This window comes from Pseudoalteromonas sp. AOP31-A2-14, assembly GCF_052378035.1.
In the GTDB taxonomy this organism is placed as follows: Bacteria; Pseudomonadota; Gammaproteobacteria; order Enterobacterales; family Alteromonadaceae; genus Pseudoalteromonas.
In genome coordinates, this window is record NZ_JBQSXI010000002.1 from 593,480 (window position 1) to 615,646 (window position 22,167).

Below are 22,167 nucleotides of genomic sequence, written 5' to 3' on the forward strand. Positions count from 1 at the left end.
ACCTAAAAGGAAGTGATTCATGCCACAATGTAGTCTAATCATTGAGAATACGCCAACACAGCGAAATATCGAATTAATAACTATTCCTCGGACTGGTGAGTATATTTTTACGGCAGGTGCTTTTTATATGATAAAGGATATTGTTCACAATCTCGATAAAAATGGCGTTATCGATATATACGTAGCCCCCAGTTCCATCCCCTCATCAGGTGAAGCAAAACTCCATGACTCAGATAACCCCCCTTACGGCACATTGTAATTGCCATATTTGTAGCACGATTTAGCGAATCGCCTGCTCTCATCACAACTTATTCTATATCAAGCCACAACATAAAAGTTAACCTATGCACTGAATGATATTCATTAATCAGTGTCTTACGCTGGAGCAATTAAATGGCATTTGAACAGTCGAAAACTCACGACAAAGTTAGCGATGAAAACAAAAAAAAGGCAAATGAAATTGCAATATCGTTATGGCGGGGAATTGTAAAGGAATTTATTAACCAACCGCGTGGTATAAATCTATTCCCAGATGGTGAAGGTGAAGATATTGATAAACATAGGCTAGTTGAATTTACTCAAAAAGTTGGCTATTTAAAACAGGTTGATGAATTCATAGAGGTAGAATCAAGAAGAACTGACAACACCTTGGATGAAAAAAATAGATTGATTGTAATTAGCTATTTCACGGAGTGTGCCTTTGATGTATTGAAGAAATTTGGATATCTAGAATCTGAAACCATAAAAGGCAATAGCAATGAATATGCACGATGGACTATAACGGGTAAGGGTGTAGATGTTGCCTTAAAGTTACTTGAGCACGAAGATAATAATAACAAATATATAGCTTCGTTTAAGCTTAACCTTGCAGCTTTTTTAATTTCTATAAGTGCCTTAGTGTTTACCGCTACGACGACATTTTTTAACTACCAACGATTAGATTTGTATGAAAAGCAAGTTTTAAAATTTGAACAAAGTCAAGTGAAAACTGACCATGCTCCCAAGCAAAAAAATACAAAAATAGTTAAAACATTGGAAAAGTAAAAAGTTTTTAATTAGGAGAAGTTGTAATGATGAAGTCGGAAGTTGATAAGCTTATTAAAGTATTAAATGACAATGATCTTGCCTTTAGGACTAGCCAAATGCAGAGCGGAAGGTACTATTTTTCACATCCAGCTAAACAGAAAACATTAACAATACAAATCGGGGATGGTTTCTCGGGGTTAGGTGATAATTTTGAGACTAACAACATAGCTATTTTTGATGCATTCAAAAATGATGAACAGAATAAAGCATATGAGTTAAATGAGAATATGATTCTTATTCCATTCGAATCACAACCAGAGTAATTGGAACACCGCTTAAAATTGGAAAAGCAGATTACCAGCGGTACTCACAGCACAAAGCCGACCTTAGGCTCTAACTCATTTCTGTCCAAAAACGAGTTTACTCGACCGTCTGCTTCTCGCTCATACCCGAATTCTTTTGTAGCGAGCTAAGCTTAAAACTCCATAAACACCGGAGTACAACTAATGCACCAGTTAACTATATATCAGCCTAAAGAGCCTTGGAATAAAAATAAGCTTGTAGGACAAAAGTTACCTCTAAAATTACAGCAAATATGGGCTATCCGAATACGACTGGAACTTTTTCATAAAATAAGAGATCTAGCACTATTTAACCTAGCCATAGATAGCAAACTAAGAGGGTGTGATTTAGTTTCACTAAAAGTTAATGACATTGCACATGGTAAAGCAATCCAATCACGGGCAATAGTCGTTCAAAAAAAGACTGGTATGCCTGTTCAATTTGAAATTACTGGAAATACAAGGAAATCAATTGTGGCGCTCATAGAGCAATTTACTCTCAATTCTTATGATTACTTGTTTAAGTCACGAATTCATTCCTCTGAACACCTTTCAACCCGTCAATATGGACGTATAGTTGACTCTTGGGTCACCTCAATTGGGTTAGATAAGACTCAATATGGCACTCATTCAATGAGACGTACCAAACCATCACTAATTTACAAAAAAACTAAAAATTTAAGAGCCTGTCAGCTTCTACTTGGCCATAGAAAACTAGAGAGCACTGTCAGGTACTTGGGAATAGAAGTTGATGATGCGTTAGAAGTATCAGAACAGATCGATGCTTAAATTTGAACCTAAGCCAGACTCGAAGTTAGAGTCTGGCACGTGCCCAGACTGTGTGAAAACTAATTTTTAATAAATTGTCTTGGGTATGTTCTTAGTTTGAAACCATTTAAGATGGTTGCGATCGATTTTTTCTCAGTATCGCAATTTTCTCCGCGCGAGCGAAACTGCTATGGCAACGCTACTCTAATTGCTTTACTTAGGCCGTTAACTCCCATAATTGTTATCATTCTTCTGAAGTTGTAAGCTAGGACATGAAGACTTATTTCTGTCCCCACGCTTTTTAAACCTCGTGTTAGTAAGTGGGTAGCTCCCATCCAGAGTTTAATTGTGCCAAAGGGGTGCTCAACAGTTTGCTTGCGATGAAGCATCAATTCAGGTTCATTCTTTAGCTTTTGAAGCATTTCTTCTGTCAGAATCTCATGCACCCACCGCCTTATTCGCCTAGGGTCTTTTTTAGAGTTAGTGCACTGACTTCTTATTTTACAATCTCGACAAGCAATGTGATTGAAGTAAACATCAAGGTATTTACCTTGCTCAAATACCTGCATTCGATTTTGAAGTTCATTACCAGCGGGGCATAAGTAAATATCTTTATTTGCATCGTATTTGAAGAGTGAGCGGTTAAATATCCCTTTCTTTTCAGAGGACGATGTATCCGTCTTGGGCATGATTGGCTCTGCACCCAAATCGATAGTATCTTTTATATCGGGCTGACTGAAGTAACCTTTATCTGCTAATACCCTTATATCTTCCTTGCGCAATGCTTTTTGTGCGAGTTTTGTCATTGACGCAAGCTGGCCTCTATCTGGCACGTTGGTCACCTCATGCGCCACTATAAGGTGGTGCTTGGTATCAACCGCACTTTGCACGTTATAACTCACAACTCTTGTAAAACCTTGAGTTTTCATTAAACGTGAATCAGGATCAGTAGTGGATATTTGCTTGTCAGGATGAGCTTCAACTTGTTCTTTAATCTCGTGTAGTTTTTTTAACTGGCTGCGAAAGTCAGCTAGCCTATCTTTTGTGGCTTTAATTTTTGTGACGTTAGCTTGCTCTTTATCGGCTTCATCAAGTAATTCAAGGTAACGTTCAATATTCTTTTCGACTCGGTCGATGTGGAATTTAACTTTGCTTGGCGTAAAATTATTGCCTTTGTTGTTGCTAGCTTTAAACTTACTACCATCGATGGCAACAACTGGTTTCTCAAACATATTCAGACGACGGCAGACTTCAACAAACGTTTTGCACACATTTTTTATACCATCTCCGTTGTCTTTTCTAAAATCAGCAATCGTTTTAAAGTCGGGTGCCAACTTACCAAGTAGCCACATCAGTTCAATATTGCGTTGGCATTCGGTTTCTAATCGGCGGGATGATTGAATACGGTTGAGGTAACCATAAAGATACAGTTTTAATAATGTGGCTGGATGATACTTAGGGCGGCCTGTGGACTTTAAAGTTAACCCTTTAAACTCCAATTCAGCTAGATTTAGTTCCTCAATGAAAACATCAATCACTCTGACCGTATTATCTTCACTGACGTAGTCTTCCAACGATTCTGGAAATAACGTTGATTGGTCACGACTTTCACCGCTTATAAACTTTGACATACTGCCTCAACCCTCAACTGAATCAATAGTCTAATTATATAAATATCAGTATATTAAGTGAACTAAATGTATAGATTAATAGATCATAAGCAGAACATACTTAGACCAAAAGGTGATCAGAGTTTTCACACAGTCTGTGCCATAATCCGACCTTGAGACACATAGAGATTAAGACTGCAAAGATACGAAAGCGGAAGTTAGCTTTGGCCTGTTTAACGACAAATATTCCGACAAAGCAGTCATGACTATTAGTTTATTGTTAAATCTAATCTTTCTTTTCGTTCATCTACTCAATAACCCCACGCTAAACGTGACTTTAGCGTGGGGTTAGAGTTCACAGTAATTTTATCTGGATAGCTCTTTTATTTTTTTCTCTGAAAACCAGCGATATAAAACAGGTAAAACAAATAATGTTAACAGTGTTGCAGTTACCAAGCCGCCAACAATAACACTCGCTAATGGGCGCTGTATTTCTGCACCAACACCATTAGACATTAACATCGGTATCAAACCTAAAGCTGATGTTATAGCAGTCATAAGTACAGGTCTTAATCTTGAAGTAGCGCCTTCAAAAACGGCTTTAGATGCTTCTAGACCGTCTTTAATACGTTGGTTGATACTTTCTACCATAACGACCCCATTCAATACCGCTACACCAAATAAGGTAATAAAGCCAACGGAGCTTGGTACAGACAAGTATTGTCCAGATAAATATAAGGAGAAAACTCCGCCAATTACAGCAAGCGGCACGTTGACCAATATCAGCATAGCTTGACCAACAGAACCAAAGGCAAAGTAAAGTAGTAGTGCGATTAGTGCTAACGATAAAGGTACAACTATAGCTAACCTATTTTGAGCACGTTTTTGACTTTCGAACTGGCCGCCAATCGAAACAGAATAACCTGAAGGTAAGTCAACCTTTTCAGCAATTACCGTTCTGATATCGGCAACCACGCTTCCCATATCTCGATTTTGTACATTTGCTTGGATAACGACTCTTCGTTGTACATCATCGCGTCTAACTTGTGGTGGGCCTGACTCAAATGAGACTGAGGCTACGTCACCCAGCCGCACCCAAGCACCAGTAGGTGATTGAAGCCGAATATCAGCAATAGCTTCTTTGTTACTTCGGTACTCTTCCTCTATGCGAACGTAAATATCATAACGTTCATTACCATTGATTATTTGTCCGGCTTCAACACCACCAATACCATCACGCACAACCTCCATTATGTCACTCACAGACAATCCAAAGCGTGATAGTTCTTGCCTGTTAGGACTTATCACCAATTGCGCTTCACCAGCAATTTGCTCCAATGCAACATCCCTTGCACCTTCAATGTTTTTAATTGCTGTTTCTATTTCTTGACCTTTAGCCGCCAGTACCTCAAGTTCAGGCCCAAACAACTTTATCGCCAACTGAGCCTTAACACCAGATAGTAGCTCATCGACACGAGTCGCAATAGGTTGAGAAAAGTTGAGTAGCAACCCAGGGAATTCTTCTAAAGATCTCTCCATTTTTCCTTGAAGTTCATATCGATTAGATGCACTGGTCCACTCAGAAACAGGCTTCAACCCTATGTAAATTTCGATGTTATTCACAGGCTCTGGGTCTCCACCTATTTCTGCTCGACCAATTCGGCTTAATGCATAGGTTACTTCAGGGAAAGCCATTAGTTTTTCTTCTAGAATTGGTGCCACAGTGAGCGCGGTATCTAAACTGGAAGAAGGTGCAAGCGTTGCTCTTAAGTTTATCGTCCCTTCTTCTAACTCAGGTACAAATTCAGTACCAATTAATGGAACTAATGCAAAGGCAGAGAAAACTAATATAAGTGCGGCTGAAATGACTAATTTGGTGCGTTTTAGTGCGAATGTAAGCCCTTTTCTGTAGAGTTTGTCTAATGGCCTAAGAACAAAGCTTTCCCTCTCTTTTACACCTGACTTAAATAAATAAGTAGCTAAAGCGGGTACAACAAACAACGCAACCACAATAGCAGATATAACAGCTAAAATGATGCTTATTGCCATAGGTTGAAATAACTTTGCCTCAACACCTTCAAAGCTAAATAAAGGCGTAAATACGACTAAAATAATAGAAGCTGCAAAAAATACGGGACGAGCCACTTCTTTACCCGCATTTTGAAGACGTAACTTAATACCATGCTCATCTTGTTCTACATCATGTGGATCAGTATCAGCACTAGGCACTCTTTCTTTTACAGTTTTTAAATGGGTAGAGTCTGGTCTATTTAAATGCTTAAACATGTTTTCAACCATCACGACTGAACCATCAACTAGCATACCAATGGCTACGGCAATGCCACCCAATGACATAAGGTTTGCAGAAATGCCCCACCAAGCCATGATCATTAACGCGATACCAATTGAAATTGGAATAGATATTAGGACAAGGAAGGTTGCACGTATATTCATTAAAAATAGTGCTAATACAATACAGATGAAAATAAATGCTAGTAATAGTGCATCAACTACTGTATCAACGGCTTTTTCAATCAAATCAGCCTGATCATAAAATGGTTCAAAGCGAACACCTTTAGGCAATGCTTGATTAATCAATGGGATTCTTGCATTGATACCATCAATGGTGGCTTTAGTATTAGACCCCATGCGTTTTAAGACAATGCCAGAGACAACTTCACCTAAATTTTCGACTTTACCGTCTTCGGTTTTGCGCGTCATTGTGACAGCACCTTGACGAATTTCACTGCCCATTTCAACTTTAGCAATATCCGAAACCGTCACAACTGTCCCATCAACTGTTTTGACGGGAACTTGTTTGATATTACTAATACCAGCGTCACCACTTTCAAACCAACCTGCACCTCTAATAACAAGCTGCTCTTGCCCACGGTTCATATACCATCCGCCAACATTGGCATTGTTGTTATCTAGGGCACCAACAACGTCTTCTTGCGTTAGGTTATAAGAAAGAAGCTTAGATGGATCTACATTTACTTGGTACTGCCTAACAATACCTCCAAAGGAGAGTACATCAGTAACACCATCGACAGGCATAACGAGTAATTTTACTACCCAATCATTGAGACTCCTGAGTGCCATAGCATCATAGCCTGCATCTTTATCTGAAATAAGAAGGTACTGAAATACTTGGCCTAGCCCTGAGGTGTTTGGCCCCATTTCGGGTGTGCCGACACCTTCTGGTATCAGTTCTTTTGCGGCTTGAAGACGCTCAAATACAAGTTGTCTTGCAAAGTAAATGTCGGTGCCTTCTTTGAAAACAACCGTGACGCCAGACAAGCCTGTTTTAGAAATTGAGCGCACTTGTTCTACATCAGGTAAGGCATACATGACCGCTTCAATGGGGTACGTAATGAGTTGTTCAACTTCTTCAGCAGCTAGTCCTGGCGCTTCAGTATTTACAGCAACTTGAACATTAGTAACATCAGGAAAGGCATCTAAATTTAGTTTTGGTATAACCATAATTGCGCCGACAATTGTGGCAAACAGCGCAATCAAAATCAGGAGTCTATTATTAACAGACCAATCTATTATTTTATTAAACATAGTCTTGCTCCTTAGTGGTTATGCGGATCAAATCCGCCTTTAGCGATTTCAGAAGCAACAAAAAATGCGCCTTTGGTTACAATTCGCGTCCCACTATCAAGGCCAATGATTTCCCTAAAATCACCTAAGGCTCGGCCTAGTTCTACTTCTACAGCTTTAAATTCTCCAGGGTGGTCTTCGACAAATACGGTCCAATCACCATCTGCGCTGCGGATCAATGCTTCTTCTGGCACAGCCATCACTTTCTGCTTTGTGGCAAACTGAAAGTAAACTTTTACAAACATACCTGAATGAAGGTTATCATCAGCATTCTGTACCCCCAATCTAATAATTCTTGTACGAGTTACGGGATCAATTGTATGGGCTTCTTGGATAACTTTGGCATTGTAACTCTGGCCTTCTAATTTAAGTACCGCAGGAGAATCAATTGATAAATTTAGCTTTTTATTTGGAGAAACTTTTGCTTCAACCCATAGTTGTTTTTCATCAGCTAACAACATGACTGAATCCCCAGCATCAACACGTTGCCCTTGGATAAAGTCGTCTTGAAGCACGACACCTTCACGGTGCGCCGTTAATGCATATTGTCCAAATGCTTTAATGTCTTTGTTAGAAATACCATTTATTGCTTTTTCAGTTAACCCTAAAGCAATGAGCTTGCCATAGCTCGCATTGTATGTTGTTTCAGCTTGTAATAATCGACTTTCACTCACCGTCTTATTACCCAGCTTTTTTACACGTTGCCATTCGGTTGAAGCGATTAAATAGTCAGCTTGTGCTTGTGCCATTGCTTCACTAAATAATGTAACTAACTTCTGACCTATTTCTACATACTCGCCAAGCGCTGCATGGCGACTGATAATGACTGACTCTGTACGTGGTGATACCACATAACTTTTATAGCCATTAGCTTTTATTTCGCCAGGTGCATATACGGAGCTAAATTGATATTCAGGCTTAACACTTTCCACTTTAATGTTAGCAAGCGACATCTTCTTTGGATCAATAGTGATACCTTCTTCATGTCCTTCTTCTCCCTCTTTATTACCACCTTCATGGCCGTGCTCGTCATGGTCACCTTTATCTTCTTCATGTCCCTTTTCGTGTTCATGCTCATCTTGATGTTCTTTTTCTTCTTGTTTCGAAACGTTTGTGACAGAACCAGTTCCATCTGACGACTGTGCAAAAGCATCATGATTTGTAGTAAACCCAACTAACAGGCAGCTAATTACTACGGCTAAAAATTTTTTACTAATTACTGTATTCATTTTTGTAACCTATATTTTTAATAAATTTAAGATTTCGTTTTTCGCTACTGAAAAAACAAAGCGCTCAAATCTCAAATTTGGATAACTGACCCATACTTAAAATGAAGGATATTTCTGCAAGCTTGAATTGATTTTCCAAACGTATTCCTGCATGAAGCCCTTCCGCACGTTGATTTAATGCAAGTAAGTAGTCAGAAGTATTAATGTCACCAGCTTCCCAGCGCTTATTTAATAAGTTTTCGCTGCTATCTAATCTGCCTTTTGTCAGTTTTTGCCATTGCTCATAATATTTTTTACTGACAATAAGCGATTCATAATTAGCTTTTGCTTCAAATGACTGCTTTCGATAAACCGACCGAAAGTTAGCCTCTGCTGCAATTGCTTCTGAATAAGCGGCTTTAACAGTATCTGAATAGTTATTTCTGATATTTAAAGGCATTGAGAAAGTCACGCCAATCAAGTCTTCATCTCCACTTTTCCCTGCGTTAACTCCAATGGTTGGATTGGCTTTAGATTCCATAGTGGTTAGTTGAGCTTTAGATTGTTTTATCTTCCATTGCGCTCTAGCGAGTTTAACTTTTGGATGTTCCTCAACCCACTGAGAGTTAAATGAATAGTTTGTTGCTCCAAAAGTAAATGAAAACAAATTGGTAGTATTAGGCGTCCAATCAGGCAATAACTCCTGAACATTTACCTCTGCATTTTTCAAAGCAATTTGCGACTCAGATATTTCACTGAAAACTTGGGACAAGTTTAAATAAACCAGTTCAGCGTCAAGTGGCTCTAAAAGTCCTGCTTTTCGCTTATCTTCAATAATTCCAACGAGCGTTTGTAATTGATTTTCTCTTACTGAAAGTAACTGAGCCACCTTTTTTGCTGCTTGCCAATTAACTATTGCAGTTAAAGCGTTAGCCTTTTTAGAATCGAGTAGAGATAACAATTGTTGCTGGTTTGCATAAACACCAATTTCACCAATGCTTTTATTTGCTGATTGCTTATCCCAAAAATCAATCGTTTGACTGATACCAATAGAATAATTATCAAAATCACCCTCTTTTTCATAGCTTGCTTCAAGCTCTGGGTTATATACGGCTTTAGTTAAGCTCTTGGCTCTATGATTACTTGCATTAAGTAACTCTTTAGCCGCAACAACTTCGGGATCTTTATTTATTTGACTATCTAGCCATGAAATACTTTTCTGTTTGGCATAAGTGGCAACTGAAAAACTCACAGCCATACATAAAGACAGGACTAAACCTGCATTTTTTAAATATATATACATAAAAATTCTTAATTTTAAAATTAATAAACACGAAACCTTTATCCATTATTAAAGGATAAATAGGTCATTAAAAATTAATCTAATTAAGAAATAGGCGGACGAAGTATCGCTTCAAGAAAGGTACTTGTTTGATCAATTTGATAAGGCGTTTTATTGATAATGTTTAGTTTGCCCGTGGTATTTGAATTACTGACTAAAATCCAAGATAAGTGGCTGCCACTGCAATGTCCGCAGTGATGACAATCTTTTTCATTATGCTGCTCATCACCTACATTATCATTTGAGACATTTCGATCATCTGCATGATCATGTTGAATTTGAAGGTGCTCTATATCTATTTGGTGATTCTCAGGTGTTGCGGATACAACAGCAGTTAACGATTGCAAAACAATCGAAACGACTAATAGTATTTTTAACGCAACATTGAATTTCAAAATAAACACCTACTTAAATATGAAAAATTATAATATCAAAAAAAGGTTTTCTAAACTAGCCATGCGCATGTTTTTCATGCTCGTCACGGCAAGTTTCTTGAGGAAACTCAAACTCAATGGTTGTATGAGATAAATTATAAGAAGAAAGTTCCTTAGCCACTTGTTGTTTTAGCCTAATTAATTTATCAACCTCAAAGTTATGGGCTAACTCTAGGTGAGCAGTTAATACGTGACTTTCCCCGTCTAATGACCAAAAGTGCATATGATGAATCCCATTAATTTCAGGTATAGCCTTTATCGCTTTTTCAATATTATTCTGCACTTCTTCATCAGGTGTAGCTTGAAGAAATAGTGCCAATGTTGTTTTCAGGTTTTTCAAAACGTTAAACAATATAAACAGTGTAAAGCCTATAGAAAGCAAAGGATCTAATATTGGTAGATCTACAAAAAGCAGCACGATAGAAACAATTAGGACTGCAACCCAGCCAAGTACGTCTTCAAGCAAATGCCACGTAAGTACTTTTTCGTTCAGCGTTTTACCCGCTTTTAGTTTAAATACTGCATACCCATTAACAGCAACCCCAAGTAATGCAAGACCCAACATTCCTTCAGCCATTGGCATTTCAGGATTAGATAATCTTGGTATTGCTTCAAATAGCACCCAGACAGAACCAATAACTAATACAATACTGTTAATTAATGCGCCAAACAGGGTAAGACGACGATAGCCATAGCTAAATCTATCGGATGCTTCTTTATCCGAGAAACGACTCAGTATCCAAGCGAATCCTATAGATAAACTGTCACCCAGGTCATGTACAGCATCAGCCATAATAGCGGTACTGTTGGTTAGCCAACCACCAATAAATTCGATAATAGTAAATGAAACATTAAGGAAAAATGTCCAACCTATACGGTCGTCTTTTCCATGCGAATGGCTATGGCTATGATTGTGCATTTTCCACCTCAAGAACTTTTAAATTTCTTACATTGACTACGTTAAAATTGATAAAGTGACGGATCACTCGTTGATACATCCAACGTTTGATTCCTGATAAGTTAGTTCCTTTTTCGAGATAAAACTCATCAGGGGAATTATAAACACCAAAATCATCATGAATACCTTCTTTTTGTATATAGGTATCTTGACCACGCCAATCTGTATCTGGCGAAGAGAAACACTTTGTTGCAACACCATAACCACAAAATTCGTTTTTTATTTGACTAAATTTGTGCTGTAGTGAACTTAAATATTGTTCATCTAATATAAAGCCTTCTAAGTTTATCCAACGATCCTTGAAATAAACTTCAATCCAACTATGAATGATATATTTAGGTGCTAACCAAAATACATAAGTTGGAATAGCTCCTTTTTGTAATCGCTGCTCAATAGTAAAGCCGTGAAAACGACATTGAATACCTAATCCTCGTAACAAAGCCATCAGCAAGTTACCCTTGGTATTGCATTGTCCGTAACCATCGGCTAAAACACTGCTTGCTGAAATATCATCACTCTCATTGTAACCAAATAATATTTCATCTTTAACAAATTGGTAGGCTGCACCAATTTTGTTGAAGTCATCGAGTTCTTGCCAATTACGCTCAGAAATTAATGATTGAATTGTAGAGTGTTCAAAATTTACTATCTTGGTTTTTTCTAGATATTTGCTATTCATTGATGTTTCCTTACTTTGAACAACCAAAGGTTGATTGTTTATCTTCATTTGGTGTTTAACGTGTTTTCTCAGCAACAGCTAATTCTTGTTTAGCATCGCTTAGTATTCGGTAAGCGCCTCGAAGAATTAACATTGAAATGATGCTACCAATGACGATATCAGGCCAACGCTGTTTCAGCACCATAACGAGTATGCCTGCGATAACGACACCAAGATTTGCAATTACATCATTCGCTGAAAATATCCAGCTAGCTCTCATATGTACTTCATCGTTGTTGTGCTTTCGAATAAGGATGAGACAAATCACATTTGCAACTAAAGCAACCATGCCTACGCCAATCATAAACCAAGAGTGAGGCTCACTTTCACCATACAGCCTTCTAGCAATATCCATTAGAATTAGCACGCCTAACCCCAGTTGGAAATAGCCACTCACTAAAGCAGCATTAGCCTTATGTTGGATTGACTTTCCCACCGCGTATAGTGCAATTGCATAGACGATTGCATCCGCTAGCATGTCTAACGAATCTGCAATTAAAGCCGTTGATTCTGATAACCAACCAAAGCCAATTTCAAAAACAAACATCGAGGCATTGATAGCCAGAAGCCAATAAAGCACCGTTTTTTGCTGGTTATCTTTTAGCTCAACTTCACACCCACAATCGCTCATTTTCATCTCCGATTAACTTGTATGCTCTAACTATAAATCCTATAGTGACTATAGGGTCAAGTTTATTTGGAAATTTTATGAAAATTGGTGAGTTATCGAAAACATCGGGGTATTCAGTACAAACCATCCGATATTATGAAAAGGAGGGCTTGCTGTCAGATCCTGATCGCACTGAAGGGAATTTCAGGTTGTATTCTAATAAGGCATTTAAAGAGCTAGAGTTCGTAAAGCATTGTCGAAGTTTAGATATTCCGCTTAATGATATTAAGCGACTCATTGAATTAAAAAACAAGCCAGAGGAGAGTTGCTCTAGTGTAAATGCATTAATTGATCGGCAACTAACTTTAGTTAATCAACGAATGAAGGAATTGAATGCACTCAAAAAAGAGTTAAAACTAATGGCAAGCTCTTGCGGGTCTGACGGTACAATTGAAGTCTGTGGCATTATCAAGTCATTAGATAGTTGAACTAAATATAACTTTAGATTAGTAGTATTCACAAAGGCAATAATGAAAACCATTGGCAAATTAGCACAATCATTAAATTTAAATGTAGAAACCATTCGTTTTTATGAACGAGAAGGACTGATTACACAACCTGAAAAACCAATATCTGGTTATAGACAATATGACGAATCAATAGCAGGACAACTTAGGTTTATCACAAAAGCCAAAGCGCTCGGCTTTACGTTAAGAGAAATAAAATCGCTAATGTCTATGGACAGCAACTGCGCTCAAGTTGAGCTATTAAACCGACAAAAGTTAGCAATCATTCGAGACAAAATTAATGACCTTCAACGTTTAGAGAAAGTAATTGTGGGTATGACAAATACCTGTATGCAAAACGAAGATCCAACACATTGCCCCATAATTGACTCATTAAAATGATTGACTCCGTACTTGTATACGGAGTTTAGAATGATGGTAATATCAACCAATAGACTTTCAAATGATAAATAAAATATTAGACAGAGTAGGCTCTAGTGGCGTTTGGCTAGCGGCACGGCCTGCCTCCCTGCATTAAGGTCACTTGCATCGGCATTAGGACTAGGCTTCTTCTCTCACTTCGAAGGAATAGCTGTAAATACGCTTTTACCTATTTTTGCATCTTTGGAACTATTGGTAAACTTATACAACTGGCACAAAAATAAAAACCATACCAGAGCTGTCTTCAGCATTCTAGGGCCTGTAGCAGTGCTATTAACGCTTTATCCTCTTTGGCTATATGATTGGAGCACATACCTATTTTACTTTGGTATTTGCTTAATGGTCGTTATGTCGGTTTTGGATATCGTAAAACCAGTAAGGGAGCAAACATGCAACGTATGGCTAATTGCCGTCGTTGAAACGATTAACGGTCAATGTCTGCTTTTCGCTCCAAGCCGAACTTCATCAAAGTGCCATAAACGGACGGTCATAACCTTAGTCACTTGTTATATTTTAGCTCGCTGATATGCCCCACAGCTTTCTCTGATAGGGCACGGAGTATCGTAGTGTGCAGACTTGCATACACCACTATGTGGACTTCCCAGCTTTTAAGAGCCCGCTCTATCACTGTATAAACTTTGGAATACTGCCCTTCTGGCATATATAGTCGCCATGCAAAACTTTCCATTTTCCAGCACCAACGAATAGAAAGGGTGAAGGGTCAAATCTTGGCTTCACACATCATAATTATTCACGTAGAGGTTATTTATGAAGCGCTGCATTTTCGCCGTACAACTCATTAAAGGCTAAGAAGTATCTCAAGCAGTAAAAAACCATTAAAATAAATAACTTAATAACTCTGATTTTATTGATAATATTTCCTGTTACATTTAGTTTAGGTTTTAAGCTATAGTATCTGTTCTAAATAGCTGATTTGTGAAAATAATAAAGCTCAAAATAGGACTAATAGGCAATTATTTTTAGCAGCCTGCTTTTACCTACCCTAGTGATCGATGCTATTACTTCATCGACCTTACTAATATTGTTTGTAAGCCCCGCACGGTATTGTCTTGGACAATGAAAAGGAGTCTATTTTGACTGAAACTAAAACGTTGGAGCGTCACAATGCCAACTAAAATAATAAGCTTTACCGTAGCGTTTATGATGCTTGTTTTGGCTTTAACTAGCCTGCAAACACTTGCACACGGAGTAGATGACAGCACGCGTGCTTTTTTAGAGCAAAACCAAGGCGTACAGTTTGCAGCATTTATTTATATTGGTGCAAAACACATGATCACTGGCTACGATCATATATTGTTTTTAATCGGTGTGATCTTCTTCTTATACCGCAGTAAAGATTTGTTGCTTTATGTCACTATGTTTACCATAGGACACAGTACAACCTTGCTATTGGGGGTACTGAACGACATTCAAATAAATGTTTACTTGATTGATGCAATTATTGGTTTTTCGGTGATTTACAAAGGATTTGATAACTTAGGTGGCTTTAAACGCTGCTTTAATTATCAGCCGAATACACAATCGGCGGTGTTAATTTTTGGCTTGTTCCATGGCTTTGGTCTCGCAACCAAGCTACAAGAATTTCAATTACCCCAAGATGGATTACTTGCAAACCTAATAGCCTTTAATATAGGCGTGGAGCTTGGCCAATTTTTAGCACTTGCGGTTATTTTAATTGCCATTAATGCGTGGCGTAAACGACCGTCTTTTCAACGCTTTTCAACATTCACCAACGGTGCATTGATGAGCGCTGGTTTAATGCTGGTCGGCTTTCAATTAACCGGTTATATGATTAATTAATTTAGAGAAATATATGCAACATACAGTCAGTTCAAAAACACTAACAAAAGCCGGTATCACCGCTTTATTAGTCGCAATAGTCGCCCTTGTGCTATTTATTCTTCCGGCAGAATATAATATTGACCCAACCGGAATAGGAAAACAATTAGGCCTCACTAAGATAGCCCAAGCATCAGAGAAAGAATCAATTAAAGCGCCGGATTCGCTCAAAAACGGCAGTACAGATTTTCAAATAATTGAAGTTTCCATCCCAGCAAACCATGGTATTGAATATAAATTTGAAATGCAGCAATATGAAAAAATAACCTATGAATGGATGACCGATGGAGCTTCCTTGCATTTTGATTTGCACGGGGAGCCTGCAGACGATACGACCGGTTATTTCGAAAGCTATGCGATTGCCGAGTTAAACGAAATGAAAGGCAGTTTTACCGCCCCATTTACGGGCTCTCATGGCTGGTACTGGAAAAACAACTCAAATAACCCGGTGGCCATACAGCTTTTAGTGAAAGGCCAATATAAAATAATTGGATTACAAAAATAGGAAAAACCAATGAAAACACTTTTAACAACACTTATATTAATAGCCACTTTTTTTAGCTTTAATGCTTTTGCCCATGCTGGGCACGACCATATTAATGGCAAACAAGCCATTAAAATAGCGATTAAGTCAGCAAAACAAATGACCTTTAAAGATTTTGGCTTTGCAGTAGGTAAGTTAGATAGCTCTTGGAAAACGCTTACTGAAGCTAATGTTGCTATAAACAGTGAAGAAGACGGCAATTTTTTTATCAGTGCAAATAATGCATCTTTAAAAAGCACCATTTATTTCAAAGTAGCTCAAAGCGGAGACCTGATAGACGTTTCAAATAATAGCTTTTAGTGGCTATTTACACTATTGCTTAATGGCCTGCGCCTTTACTATAAAAAATAAATATGCTAAAGTCTGTACTTCTCGGGGGAGTAGCCTGCTTAGTGTCGTATTAAGAACGTCACTAGGTAAACTTATCAACATAATTGCACCTTATGTGCATGGTAAGTTTGTAATGTAGCAAGCATTATCGGCAAGACCTGGGTAAACTCTATCCTCATGGCGGGAGATAGGTGTTTACCTTGGTTTAGTAGTCCCGCCTAGTAGTAGTAAATATGGATACATTTATCACATCAACCGTCACTGTCACCCTGGCAGAAATAGGCGATAAAACACAGCTTTTATCGCTATTACTGGCCGCCCGTTTTGCAAAAAAGTCTGCACTGATACTAGGTATTTTTGTCGCAACGATTATTAATCATGGGTTATCTGCGTGGTTTGGTGACTATTTAGCAGACACCTTTAATAACCCCTACTTACCCTATGTTGTAAATATTAGTTTTATTTTTGTTGGGCTATGGTTACTAATACCTGATAAAAATGAGCAGGTTAGCCATAAATACGACCATTACGGGGCTTTTGTAGTAGCCTTGGGGTTATTTTTTATTGCAGAAATTGGCGACAAAACACAAATTGCCACTGTATTACTTGGCGCACAATATCAATCTGTAACGTGGGTTACACTCGGCACCACGCTTGGTATGCTAATCGCAAACGTTCCTGTTATTTATGCCGGTAATGCTCTTTTAAAACGCTTGAATTCAAGTATTAAGTGCAATCATTATGCAGCCACCAGAACTTCTGATTGCCCCGTAAATAATTCATGAGGGGTTTTATACCCTCTTGTTTTTCTTGGCCGATGGTTGAGCTTATCAACTGCCGCCTGTATCTCTGCTTCACTTAGCGCCATAAAGTCAGTTCCCTTGGGGAAGAAGCGTCTAAGTAAGCCGTTGGTATTCTCATTTATGCCCCGCTCCCATGATGAATAGGGATGAGCGAAATACACATCAGCTTCTAATTTTTGTGCAACATGCTCATGGTGAGCAAACTCTTTTCCATTATCTAACGTCACGGTAATAACCTTACCTTTATATGGTGTCATACACGTGATCAGCGCATCGGCTGTTATTTTCGCATGCTTGCTTTCAATTCTGTGAACGACTGTATATAACGTTTTACGTTCAACCATTGTGACAAGCGCATTTTTACGCCCTTTACCTATCACTGTATCGCCCTCCCAATCACCAATCCTAGACTTTGAATCCACAATACTTGGGCGTTCATCAATGCTGACTCGATTAACTATCTGTCCACGTTTATCATAGCTTCCATAGCGTTTTTTATACTTTTTACATGCACGAGTGAGTGTCTTATGTAGCTTGCCACCACGAGCCTTGTCTCTGTAAATATATTGATAAATTGTTTCATGATGTAAAACGACCTGTTTCTCTAAAGCTAAGCGGCCTGCCACTTGCTCAGGGGAAAGTCCGTCATGCAACAATTTATTAATCCAGTGAGTGACGTCCTCTGTTAACTTACTTGCTTTGAAAGATGACTTACGTCTTTGTTCAGCAAAGTTATTGGCTTGGTTAGGCCGATAGCCTTTAAGTCCTTTATTGCGTTTTAGCTCTCTAGAAATAGATGACGGTGAACGAGTTAGTTCTTCAGCTATCTGCTTTTGGTTATTTCCTGCTTTTATTAACGCGTAAATCTGGTATCTTTCTTCTTGTGTCAGCTGTTTATATTTCATTAAAGCAATTTCCTTTGGCGAGAAAATGGCCGAATTATAACAGCTGGCCATCTAATCTGAGAAATTGCACTTATTATCCGAATTTAGGACGTATAGCTCTTAACAAGGTGAGAATAATCGCGGCAACGTTATTTGTTGCGCTGGGTTGTTATGGCTTAATAGTGCTTAATTGATAGTTTTAAGTTGCTGTGTATGTTTGAACAACTAAAAAATAGTAATGTATTATAAGCTCATACGACAAAACAGTACCTTTCGATTATTTTACTATTTTCAATATATCTTTAAATTGGGGGGTGGCTGCCACTTCTGCCCACTGAAAGATAACACTTTCAGCACTGGTGATCACCGCTCCTGCTTGGCGTAATTGCGCTATAGCAATATCTCTATTATTGTCGCGTCTTGAGCTTACCCCGCCGGCTATAATAAATACCTGATAATCAGAGGCGAGTAAATCAAGCGCCGTTTGAAGTACACACACATGCGCTTCCATACCAACAATAATAATTTGCGGTTTTTGGTACTTGTTTAGCGTACTGATAAATCCAGGTTCTTGGCAGGCACTAAAGTGAGTTTTATCAAAATATATTGCATCTGTTGCTTGCTCTACAATTTGCGGCTCTGTGGCACCTAAACCTTGTTTATATTGCTGTGTAATAACTGTCGGAATAGCCATTAACTGTGCTGCGTTTAACAGCTGTAATGTGGTATTAACCACTTCGTCAAAACGAGTCATTGCCGGAGCTAACTTACCTTGCACATCAATGATCAACAAAACACTTTGACATTTTTTTGCATTATAAATATGGCGTTTCATGCTATCTCCTAACAGTATGTTTTTTCATGGAGTATATATTTATTTCAACGTAATAACAGTGATGCTACTTTTAATTTTGCCATTTTATTTTAGCTTAAAGCGAAGTACCTAATTAGATCAGAATAAGTAAATCTTTATTAAAAATAATAAGGGCATTACTTTGCAACCCCACAATAGCCGAACAATGCCCTAAAGAAGAAGTTATAATTTTTTAAGGTTATGGCGAATCTTTTGAGTACATTGAAAACCATCCATATTCGGCATTTGGTATTTGGTATTTGGCAATCCATCAACACTAAATCAGGGCGCTTTTAACAATACATTCAAGTGCTTTAGCCATCATTTGATAACTCGATTGTACAACCGGTTTGTAGCATTATTTTAGATATAACAACTTGATTGATTGGGTTATCTTCAACAAGTAATACATGCTTTACGGTTAATAATGGTAAGCCCAAGACCTGCTCCGCCGTATTTACGCGTTGTCGAGATATCAGCTTGTATAAGCTCATTAAAATGATTAGCTTGCTGTGTGCTTGAAATACCAATACCACTATCTATTACGCAGTTAAATACCACCGCATCACGTACCAATGGTATTAGCAAAAACCTCACTAATTTATTTAATATGTTCCGCTATATTTATAACCTGAACATCTAATTTAAGGGCGTGCGTATTTCATGGCTCATATTGGCTAAAAATTTCAAGAGCTATTTAATGGCATTCATGTCTTTCAATTTGCAGTACACAAATACGTATATTAAATTTTTCGGCTAAGGTTTTCTCTACTTTTAAACGGCATAGTTCATCATGCTTTTCAATTGTACAATGCTCTTTTAGCACCACATGAGCGCCGACTTCAAGCAGCTTATCTCGCTTGGCAACCGTTACGTTATGCACATTATATACATGCTCAATATGGGCAATAGCTTTTTCAACTAACCCAACATCGGGCAAGCGCGCGCTGTCTTCACGAAGACCCTTAACACAACGACTAATCACCTTAATCCCTGTAAATAGGACGAACAAAGAAATAAACATACTTGAGATAATATCAATCACCGTGTAGCCCGTTAAATAAATAAGCACGCCCGCGATAAAGGTAGAAACTGTTGAGATTAAATCAAAAAATGAATGTAAAAACACGGCATAAATATTAACGCTCGCCTTACGACCTTTATATAAAATCCAAGCGGCAGCACCGTGAAATAAGAAGCCAATTGAAGCTACAAGTGACATTAAATAACTATTTATCTCTTGTCCTTGTCCCTGGTGGTGATGTAAAAAACGTTCACCACCTTCGTACATAATAATTAAGCTAATTGCTAAATATAATATGCCATTGATCAAACCACCTACAAGCTCAGCTTTATGGTAACCATCATTGTATGTTTTAGCTAAATGAATAGCTAAACTTGAGGCTATTAAGGCAATGAATAGCGAACTATTATGAACAAATAAATGTCCCGCATCTGCTAGCACAGCTAACGAGTTTGAAAAATAAGCGCCAATAACCTGAATAATCATAAACGTGCATGTAATGGCCAGAGCAATTAATAAACGTCTTCTTGAAGATTGATGAGTTGTAATATCCGTCATGGAAAAGTTAAATTACCTGTCAGCATAAAGTGCATTTGAATTGTGAAAAGGATAAGAATACGTTAGCCGCTGGCTCTACTCTAAAAGTAATGGTACACAGTGGTAATGATATACAGTAGCAATTATAATACGACAGCAATCCAAACGCACTAAAAAACTCCTTCAAACTATTCGATGTAACAAAAACATGTATTTACTATCATTTATTTGTGAGTAAATGTAATCTAACTATGTTTTAAAGTTTAGGTTATAAGCTTGTGAGTACATCCGCGATTAAAGACATACAATTTACACTATCTATTTTGCCGTTAGCTGCATTTGCCTACGACAAACAGACGGGTAATGTCTTTGCGAATGCTCAGGCGCAGCAGCTTTTTAAGCTAACAAATATAGAAGACTCTATAACTCATATTTTTAACCATATACAACTCTTTGATACAACAAACCAGCAACCGCTAAGTAATAACGATTTTTTTATCCCCAAAAAACAACTTTCAGTACGTGAAGTACTTATTACAAGTTCACAGTCATCGACGGTAATCGAGCTTAATTACAGTATCGTTAGTACATCTTTAACGCTTGTTATTTGCACCAAAAAAACACCATCAAAAAATTCATACGATGCTGATTTTGATGAGGTTATATCAAAAATATCAACACAGATCATTGATATTCAATTAGATAATCTAGACGCTAAAATTGAAAGCGCCCTACAAACCATTGGCACATTCTGCAATGCAGACCGCAGTTATGTATTTCAATTTAGTGAAAGCGATAAAATAATGAGCAACACGCACGAGTGGGTTAATGAAAATATAACGCCATTTAAAACTCACTTACAAAATATACCGCAAAATTCACTACCTTATTTTTTCAAAATGATGAGTGAACAACATGTGTTTAACATCCCGGATGTGATGTTACTGCCTGAAGAAGCCCATAAAGAAAAAACCGAATTCACTGCTGAAGATATAAAATCAATTTTGTGTATTGGCCTAAAATCAGAGCAAAAATTAGTCGGTTTTATAGGTTGTGATTGCGTTAAAAATACTCGTAATTGGAATGAAACGGATCTGATCAGAATAAAGCTAGTCGGTGACATCATCACAAATTCGTTAAAAAACGTTTCCTATAAGCTGCGTATTGAGCAAATACAGCAACAATTACTTAGCGCAAACGAAGAGCTACAAAACCTAGCAAACTTGGATAGTCTGACCAATATTGCTAACCGTCGCCAATTCGACAGCACCCTAAAAATCGAAATTCAACGCAGCGCCAGAAGCCAACAACCAATCAGTTTAATTATATGTGATATAGACTTTTTCAAGTTATACAACGATAACTTTGGCCATCAGCAAGGCGACGAGATCCTCAAACAAGTAGCCAGCACGCTACAAGCTCTAACTAAACGCCAAGGAGGCTTGGTTTCTCGTTACGGTGGAGAGGAGTTCGCATTTATTTTACCTATTACTGATAAAGCAAGCTGCCACAACTTTGCCACCCTTATTAAATCTTCAATCAATGAACTTGCTATTGCGCACCCGTATTCAACAGTGTCTGAAAAACTAACTCTTAGTATCGGTTATCATTGTTTTATCGCGAGCAAAAAAAACCAAGCCGACAAGCTCATAAAAGCCGCAGACAAAGCATTATACAAAGCCAAAAATGCAGGCCGAAATAAAGTGATGCGCTTTGATTAGTACCCCGGTTCAGCTTAGTAAACATATGGGGTATAAATAAAAA

Annotated in this window: 25 protein-coding genes; 12 read left to right on the forward strand and 13 right to left on the reverse strand. The window is 37.9% G+C overall.

The window, feature by feature from the left end:
* Nucleotides 1-19 precede the first annotated feature (19 nt).
* The 4 genes from ACT3S9_RS18535 (at nucleotide 20) to ACT3S9_RS18550 (ending at nucleotide 2,156) form a co-directional block, all read left to right on the forward strand.
* On the forward strand, nucleotides 20-259 hold the full coding sequence (locus tag ACT3S9_RS18535; RefSeq protein WP_441840878.1) for a hypothetical protein: 240 nt from the start codon (nucleotides 20-22) through the stop codon (nucleotides 257-259).
* Nucleotides 260-393: 134 nt separating this feature from the next.
* Nucleotides 394-1,044, forward strand: coding sequence for a hypothetical protein (locus ACT3S9_RS18540; RefSeq protein WP_441840877.1), 651 nt, complete (start codon nucleotides 394-396; stop codon nucleotides 1,042-1,044).
* Nucleotides 1,045-1,070: 26 nt separating this feature from the next.
* Nucleotides 1,071-1,349: a hypothetical protein gene (locus tag ACT3S9_RS18545; protein WP_441840876.1), complete on the forward strand. Its 279-nt coding sequence runs from the start codon at nucleotides 1,071-1,073 to the stop codon at nucleotides 1,347-1,349.
* Nucleotides 1,350-1,532: 183 nt separating this feature from the next.
* Nucleotides 1,533-2,156: a tyrosine-type recombinase/integrase gene (locus ACT3S9_RS18550; protein WP_004589486.1), complete on the forward strand. Its 624-nt coding sequence runs from the start codon at nucleotides 1,533-1,535 to the stop codon at nucleotides 2,154-2,156.
* 167 nt (nucleotides 2,157-2,323) lie between these two features.
* Here the strand turns inward: ACT3S9_RS18550 and ACT3S9_RS18555 are convergent, their stop codons facing one another.
* The 8 genes from ACT3S9_RS18555 to ACT3S9_RS18590 all read right to left on the reverse strand — a co-directional run bounded on the left by ACT3S9_RS18555 (nucleotide 2,324) and on the right by ACT3S9_RS18590 (nucleotide 12,642).
* Nucleotides 2,324-3,766: an IS1182 family transposase gene (locus ACT3S9_RS18555; protein WP_004589456.1), complete on the reverse strand. Its 1,443-nt coding sequence runs from the start codon at nucleotides 3,764-3,766 to the stop codon at nucleotides 2,324-2,326.
* Nucleotides 3,767-4,111: 345 nt separating this feature from the next.
* Nucleotides 4,112-7,312, reverse strand: a complete 3,201-nt coding sequence (locus tag ACT3S9_RS18560; RefSeq protein WP_004588883.1) for an efflux RND transporter permease subunit — start codon at nucleotides 7,310-7,312, stop codon at nucleotides 4,112-4,114.
* Nucleotides 7,313-7,323: 11 nt separating this feature from the next.
* Entirely contained in the window at nucleotides 7,324-8,580 is a 1,257-nt protein-coding gene (locus ACT3S9_RS18565) for an efflux RND transporter periplasmic adaptor subunit (RefSeq protein ID WP_002962258.1), read from the reverse strand.
* A 64-nt stretch (nucleotides 8,581-8,644) separates the two neighbouring features.
* A complete protein-coding gene (locus tag ACT3S9_RS18570; protein WP_008468875.1) occupies nucleotides 8,645-9,862 on the reverse strand; it encodes a TolC family protein in 1,218 nt (405 codons plus the stop codon).
* Between the two features lie 83 nt (nucleotides 9,863-9,945).
* A complete protein-coding gene (locus ACT3S9_RS18575) occupies nucleotides 9,946-10,296 on the reverse strand; it encodes a hypothetical protein (RefSeq protein ID WP_004588885.1) in 351 nt (116 codons plus the stop codon).
* A gap of 55 nt (nucleotides 10,297-10,351) precedes the next feature.
* Nucleotides 10,352-11,254, reverse strand: coding sequence for a cation diffusion facilitator family transporter (locus tag ACT3S9_RS18580; protein ID WP_004588886.1), 903 nt, complete (start codon nucleotides 11,252-11,254; stop codon nucleotides 10,352-10,354).
* A complete protein-coding gene (locus tag ACT3S9_RS18585; RefSeq protein ID WP_004588887.1) occupies nucleotides 11,241-11,972 on the reverse strand; it encodes a transglutaminase-like domain-containing protein in 732 nt (243 codons plus the stop codon). Before ACT3S9_RS18585 ends, ACT3S9_RS18580 begins: the two co-directional genes overlap by 14 nt.
* Nucleotides 11,973-12,027: 55 nt before the next feature.
* Nucleotides 12,028-12,642 carry a cation transporter gene (locus tag ACT3S9_RS18590; RefSeq protein WP_004588888.1) on the reverse strand — a complete coding sequence of 205 codons (615 nt, stop codon included), beginning with the start codon at nucleotides 12,640-12,642 and terminating at the stop codon, nucleotides 12,028-12,030.
* Nucleotides 12,643-12,719: 77 nt separating this feature from the next.
* Between ACT3S9_RS18590 and ACT3S9_RS18595 the strand changes: the two genes are divergently transcribed.
* From ACT3S9_RS18595 to ACT3S9_RS18625, 7 genes are all read left to right on the forward strand, one after another.
* A complete protein-coding gene (locus tag ACT3S9_RS18595; protein ID WP_004588889.1) occupies nucleotides 12,720-13,109 on the forward strand; it encodes a Cd(II)/Pb(II)-responsive transcriptional regulator in 390 nt (129 codons plus the stop codon).
* 42 nt (nucleotides 13,110-13,151) lie between these two features.
* Entirely contained in the window at nucleotides 13,152-13,529 is a 378-nt protein-coding gene (locus tag ACT3S9_RS18600) for a MerR family transcriptional regulator (RefSeq protein WP_004588890.1), read from the forward strand.
* A gap of 102 nt (nucleotides 13,530-13,631) precedes the next feature.
* Nucleotides 13,632-14,093 carry a MerC family mercury resistance protein gene (locus ACT3S9_RS18605; RefSeq protein ID WP_441835771.1) on the forward strand — a complete coding sequence of 154 codons (462 nt, stop codon included), beginning with the start codon at nucleotides 13,632-13,634 and terminating at the stop codon, nucleotides 14,091-14,093.
* Nucleotides 14,094-14,729: 636 nt separating this feature from the next.
* Nucleotides 14,730-15,389: a HupE/UreJ family protein gene (locus ACT3S9_RS18610; protein WP_441835776.1), complete on the forward strand. Its 660-nt coding sequence runs from the start codon at nucleotides 14,730-14,732 to the stop codon at nucleotides 15,387-15,389.
* 13 nt (nucleotides 15,390-15,402) lie between these two features.
* Nucleotides 15,403-15,933 carry a hypothetical protein gene (locus tag ACT3S9_RS18615; RefSeq protein ID WP_441835772.1) on the forward strand — a complete coding sequence of 177 codons (531 nt, stop codon included), beginning with the start codon at nucleotides 15,403-15,405 and terminating at the stop codon, nucleotides 15,931-15,933.
* Nucleotides 15,934-15,942: 9 nt separating this feature from the next.
* Nucleotides 15,943-16,272, forward strand: a complete 330-nt coding sequence (locus ACT3S9_RS18620) for a DUF6488 family protein (protein ID WP_441835773.1) — start codon at nucleotides 15,943-15,945, stop codon at nucleotides 16,270-16,272.
* A 263-nt stretch (nucleotides 16,273-16,535) separates the two neighbouring features.
* Complete coding sequence (locus ACT3S9_RS18625; RefSeq protein ID WP_444751147.1) at nucleotides 16,536-17,087, forward strand: TMEM165/GDT1 family protein; 552 nt, start codon at nucleotides 16,536-16,538, stop codon at nucleotides 17,085-17,087.
* On the opposite strand, the gene ACT3S9_RS18630 is transcribed toward ACT3S9_RS18625, so the two are convergent.
* From ACT3S9_RS18630 to ACT3S9_RS18650, 5 genes are all read right to left on the reverse strand, one after another.
* Entirely contained in the window at nucleotides 17,042-18,010 is a 969-nt protein-coding gene (locus ACT3S9_RS18630) for an IS30 family transposase (RefSeq protein WP_086959932.1), read from the reverse strand. The genes ACT3S9_RS18625 and ACT3S9_RS18630 overlap by 46 nt on opposite strands.
* A 256-nt stretch (nucleotides 18,011-18,266) precedes the next feature.
* Nucleotides 18,267-18,824, reverse strand: coding sequence for a hydrolase (locus ACT3S9_RS18635; protein WP_441993375.1), 558 nt, complete (start codon nucleotides 18,822-18,824; stop codon nucleotides 18,267-18,269).
* Nucleotides 18,825-19,238: 414 nt separating this feature from the next.
* Nucleotides 19,239-19,430, reverse strand: a complete 192-nt coding sequence (locus ACT3S9_RS18640) for a hypothetical protein (RefSeq protein ID WP_441993376.1) — start codon at nucleotides 19,428-19,430, stop codon at nucleotides 19,239-19,241.
* Between the two features lie 51 nt (nucleotides 19,431-19,481).
* Complete coding sequence (locus ACT3S9_RS18645; RefSeq protein WP_441993379.1) at nucleotides 19,482-19,532, reverse strand: histidine kinase dimerization/phospho-acceptor domain-containing protein; 51 nt, start codon at nucleotides 19,530-19,532, stop codon at nucleotides 19,482-19,484.
* A gap of 7 nt (nucleotides 19,533-19,539) precedes the next feature.
* Nucleotides 19,540-20,424, reverse strand: a complete 885-nt coding sequence (locus ACT3S9_RS18650; protein WP_441993377.1) for a cation diffusion facilitator family transporter — start codon at nucleotides 20,422-20,424, stop codon at nucleotides 19,540-19,542.
* 257 nt (nucleotides 20,425-20,681) lie between these two features.
* Here ACT3S9_RS18650 and ACT3S9_RS18655 point away from each other — a divergent pair, with 257 nt between their 5' ends.
* The gene (locus tag ACT3S9_RS18655; protein ID WP_441993378.1) at nucleotides 20,682-22,124 is read left to right on the forward strand and encodes a diguanylate cyclase domain-containing protein; all 1,443 of its coding nucleotides are present in this window, start codon (nucleotides 20,682-20,684) and stop codon (nucleotides 22,122-22,124) included.
* Nucleotides 22,125-22,167: the final 43 nt, after the last annotated feature.

Bases quoted from the DNA above. Each gene is read 5' to 3' on its own strand.
- ACT3S9_RS18535 (WP_441840878.1), top strand. From the start codon at position 20: ATGCCACAATGTAGTCTAATCATTGAGAATACGCCAACACAGCGAAAT.
- ACT3S9_RS18560 (WP_004588883.1), bottom strand. From the start codon at position 7,312: ATGTTTAATAAAATAATAGATTGGTCTGTTAATAATAGACTCCTGATT.
- ACT3S9_RS18585 (WP_004588887.1), bottom strand. From the start codon at position 11,972: ATGAATAGCAAATATCTAGAAAAAACCAAGATAGTAAATTTTGAACAC.
- ACT3S9_RS18540 (WP_441840877.1), top strand. From the start codon at position 394: ATGGCATTTGAACAGTCGAAAACTCACGACAAAGTTAGCGATGAAAAC.
- ACT3S9_RS18650 (WP_441993377.1), bottom strand. From the start codon at position 20,424: ATGACGGATATTACAACTCATCAATCTTCAAGAAGACGTTTATTAATT.
- ACT3S9_RS18555 (WP_004589456.1), bottom strand. From the start codon at position 3,766: ATGTCAAAGTTTATAAGCGGTGAAAGTCGTGACCAATCAACGTTATTT.
- ACT3S9_RS18570 (WP_008468875.1), bottom strand. From the start codon at position 9,862: ATGTATATATATTTAAAAAATGCAGGTTTAGTCCTGTCTTTATGTATG.
- ACT3S9_RS18550 (WP_004589486.1), top strand. From the start codon at position 1,533: ATGCACCAGTTAACTATATATCAGCCTAAAGAGCCTTGGAATAAAAAT.
- ACT3S9_RS18625 (WP_444751147.1), top strand. From the start codon at position 16,536: ATGGATACATTTATCACATCAACCGTCACTGTCACCCTGGCAGAAATA.
- ACT3S9_RS18635 (WP_441993375.1), bottom strand. From the start codon at position 18,824: ATGAAACGCCATATTTATAATGCAAAAAAATGTCAAAGTGTTTTGTTG.
- ACT3S9_RS18590 (WP_004588888.1), bottom strand. From the start codon at position 12,642: ATGAGCGATTGTGGGTGTGAAGTTGAGCTAAAAGATAACCAGCAAAAA.
- ACT3S9_RS18595 (WP_004588889.1), top strand. From the start codon at position 12,720: ATGAAAATTGGTGAGTTATCGAAAACATCGGGGTATTCAGTACAAACC.
- ACT3S9_RS18545 (WP_441840876.1), top strand. From the start codon at position 1,071: ATGATGAAGTCGGAAGTTGATAAGCTTATTAAAGTATTAAATGACAAT.
- ACT3S9_RS18580 (WP_004588886.1), bottom strand. From the start codon at position 11,254: ATGCACAATCATAGCCATAGCCATTCGCATGGAAAAGACGACCGTATA.
- ACT3S9_RS18620 (WP_441835773.1), top strand. From the start codon at position 15,943: ATGAAAACACTTTTAACAACACTTATATTAATAGCCACTTTTTTTAGC.
- ACT3S9_RS18615 (WP_441835772.1), top strand. From the start codon at position 15,403: ATGCAACATACAGTCAGTTCAAAAACACTAACAAAAGCCGGTATCACC.
- ACT3S9_RS18600 (WP_004588890.1), top strand. From the start codon at position 13,152: ATGAAAACCATTGGCAAATTAGCACAATCATTAAATTTAAATGTAGAA.
- ACT3S9_RS18610 (WP_441835776.1), top strand. From the start codon at position 14,730: ATGATGCTTGTTTTGGCTTTAACTAGCCTGCAAACACTTGCACACGGA.
- ACT3S9_RS18630 (WP_086959932.1), bottom strand. From the start codon at position 18,010: ATGAAATATAAACAGCTGACACAAGAAGAAAGATACCAGATTTACGCG.
- ACT3S9_RS18565 (WP_002962258.1), bottom strand. From the start codon at position 8,580: ATGAATACAGTAATTAGTAAAAAATTTTTAGCCGTAGTAATTAGCTGC.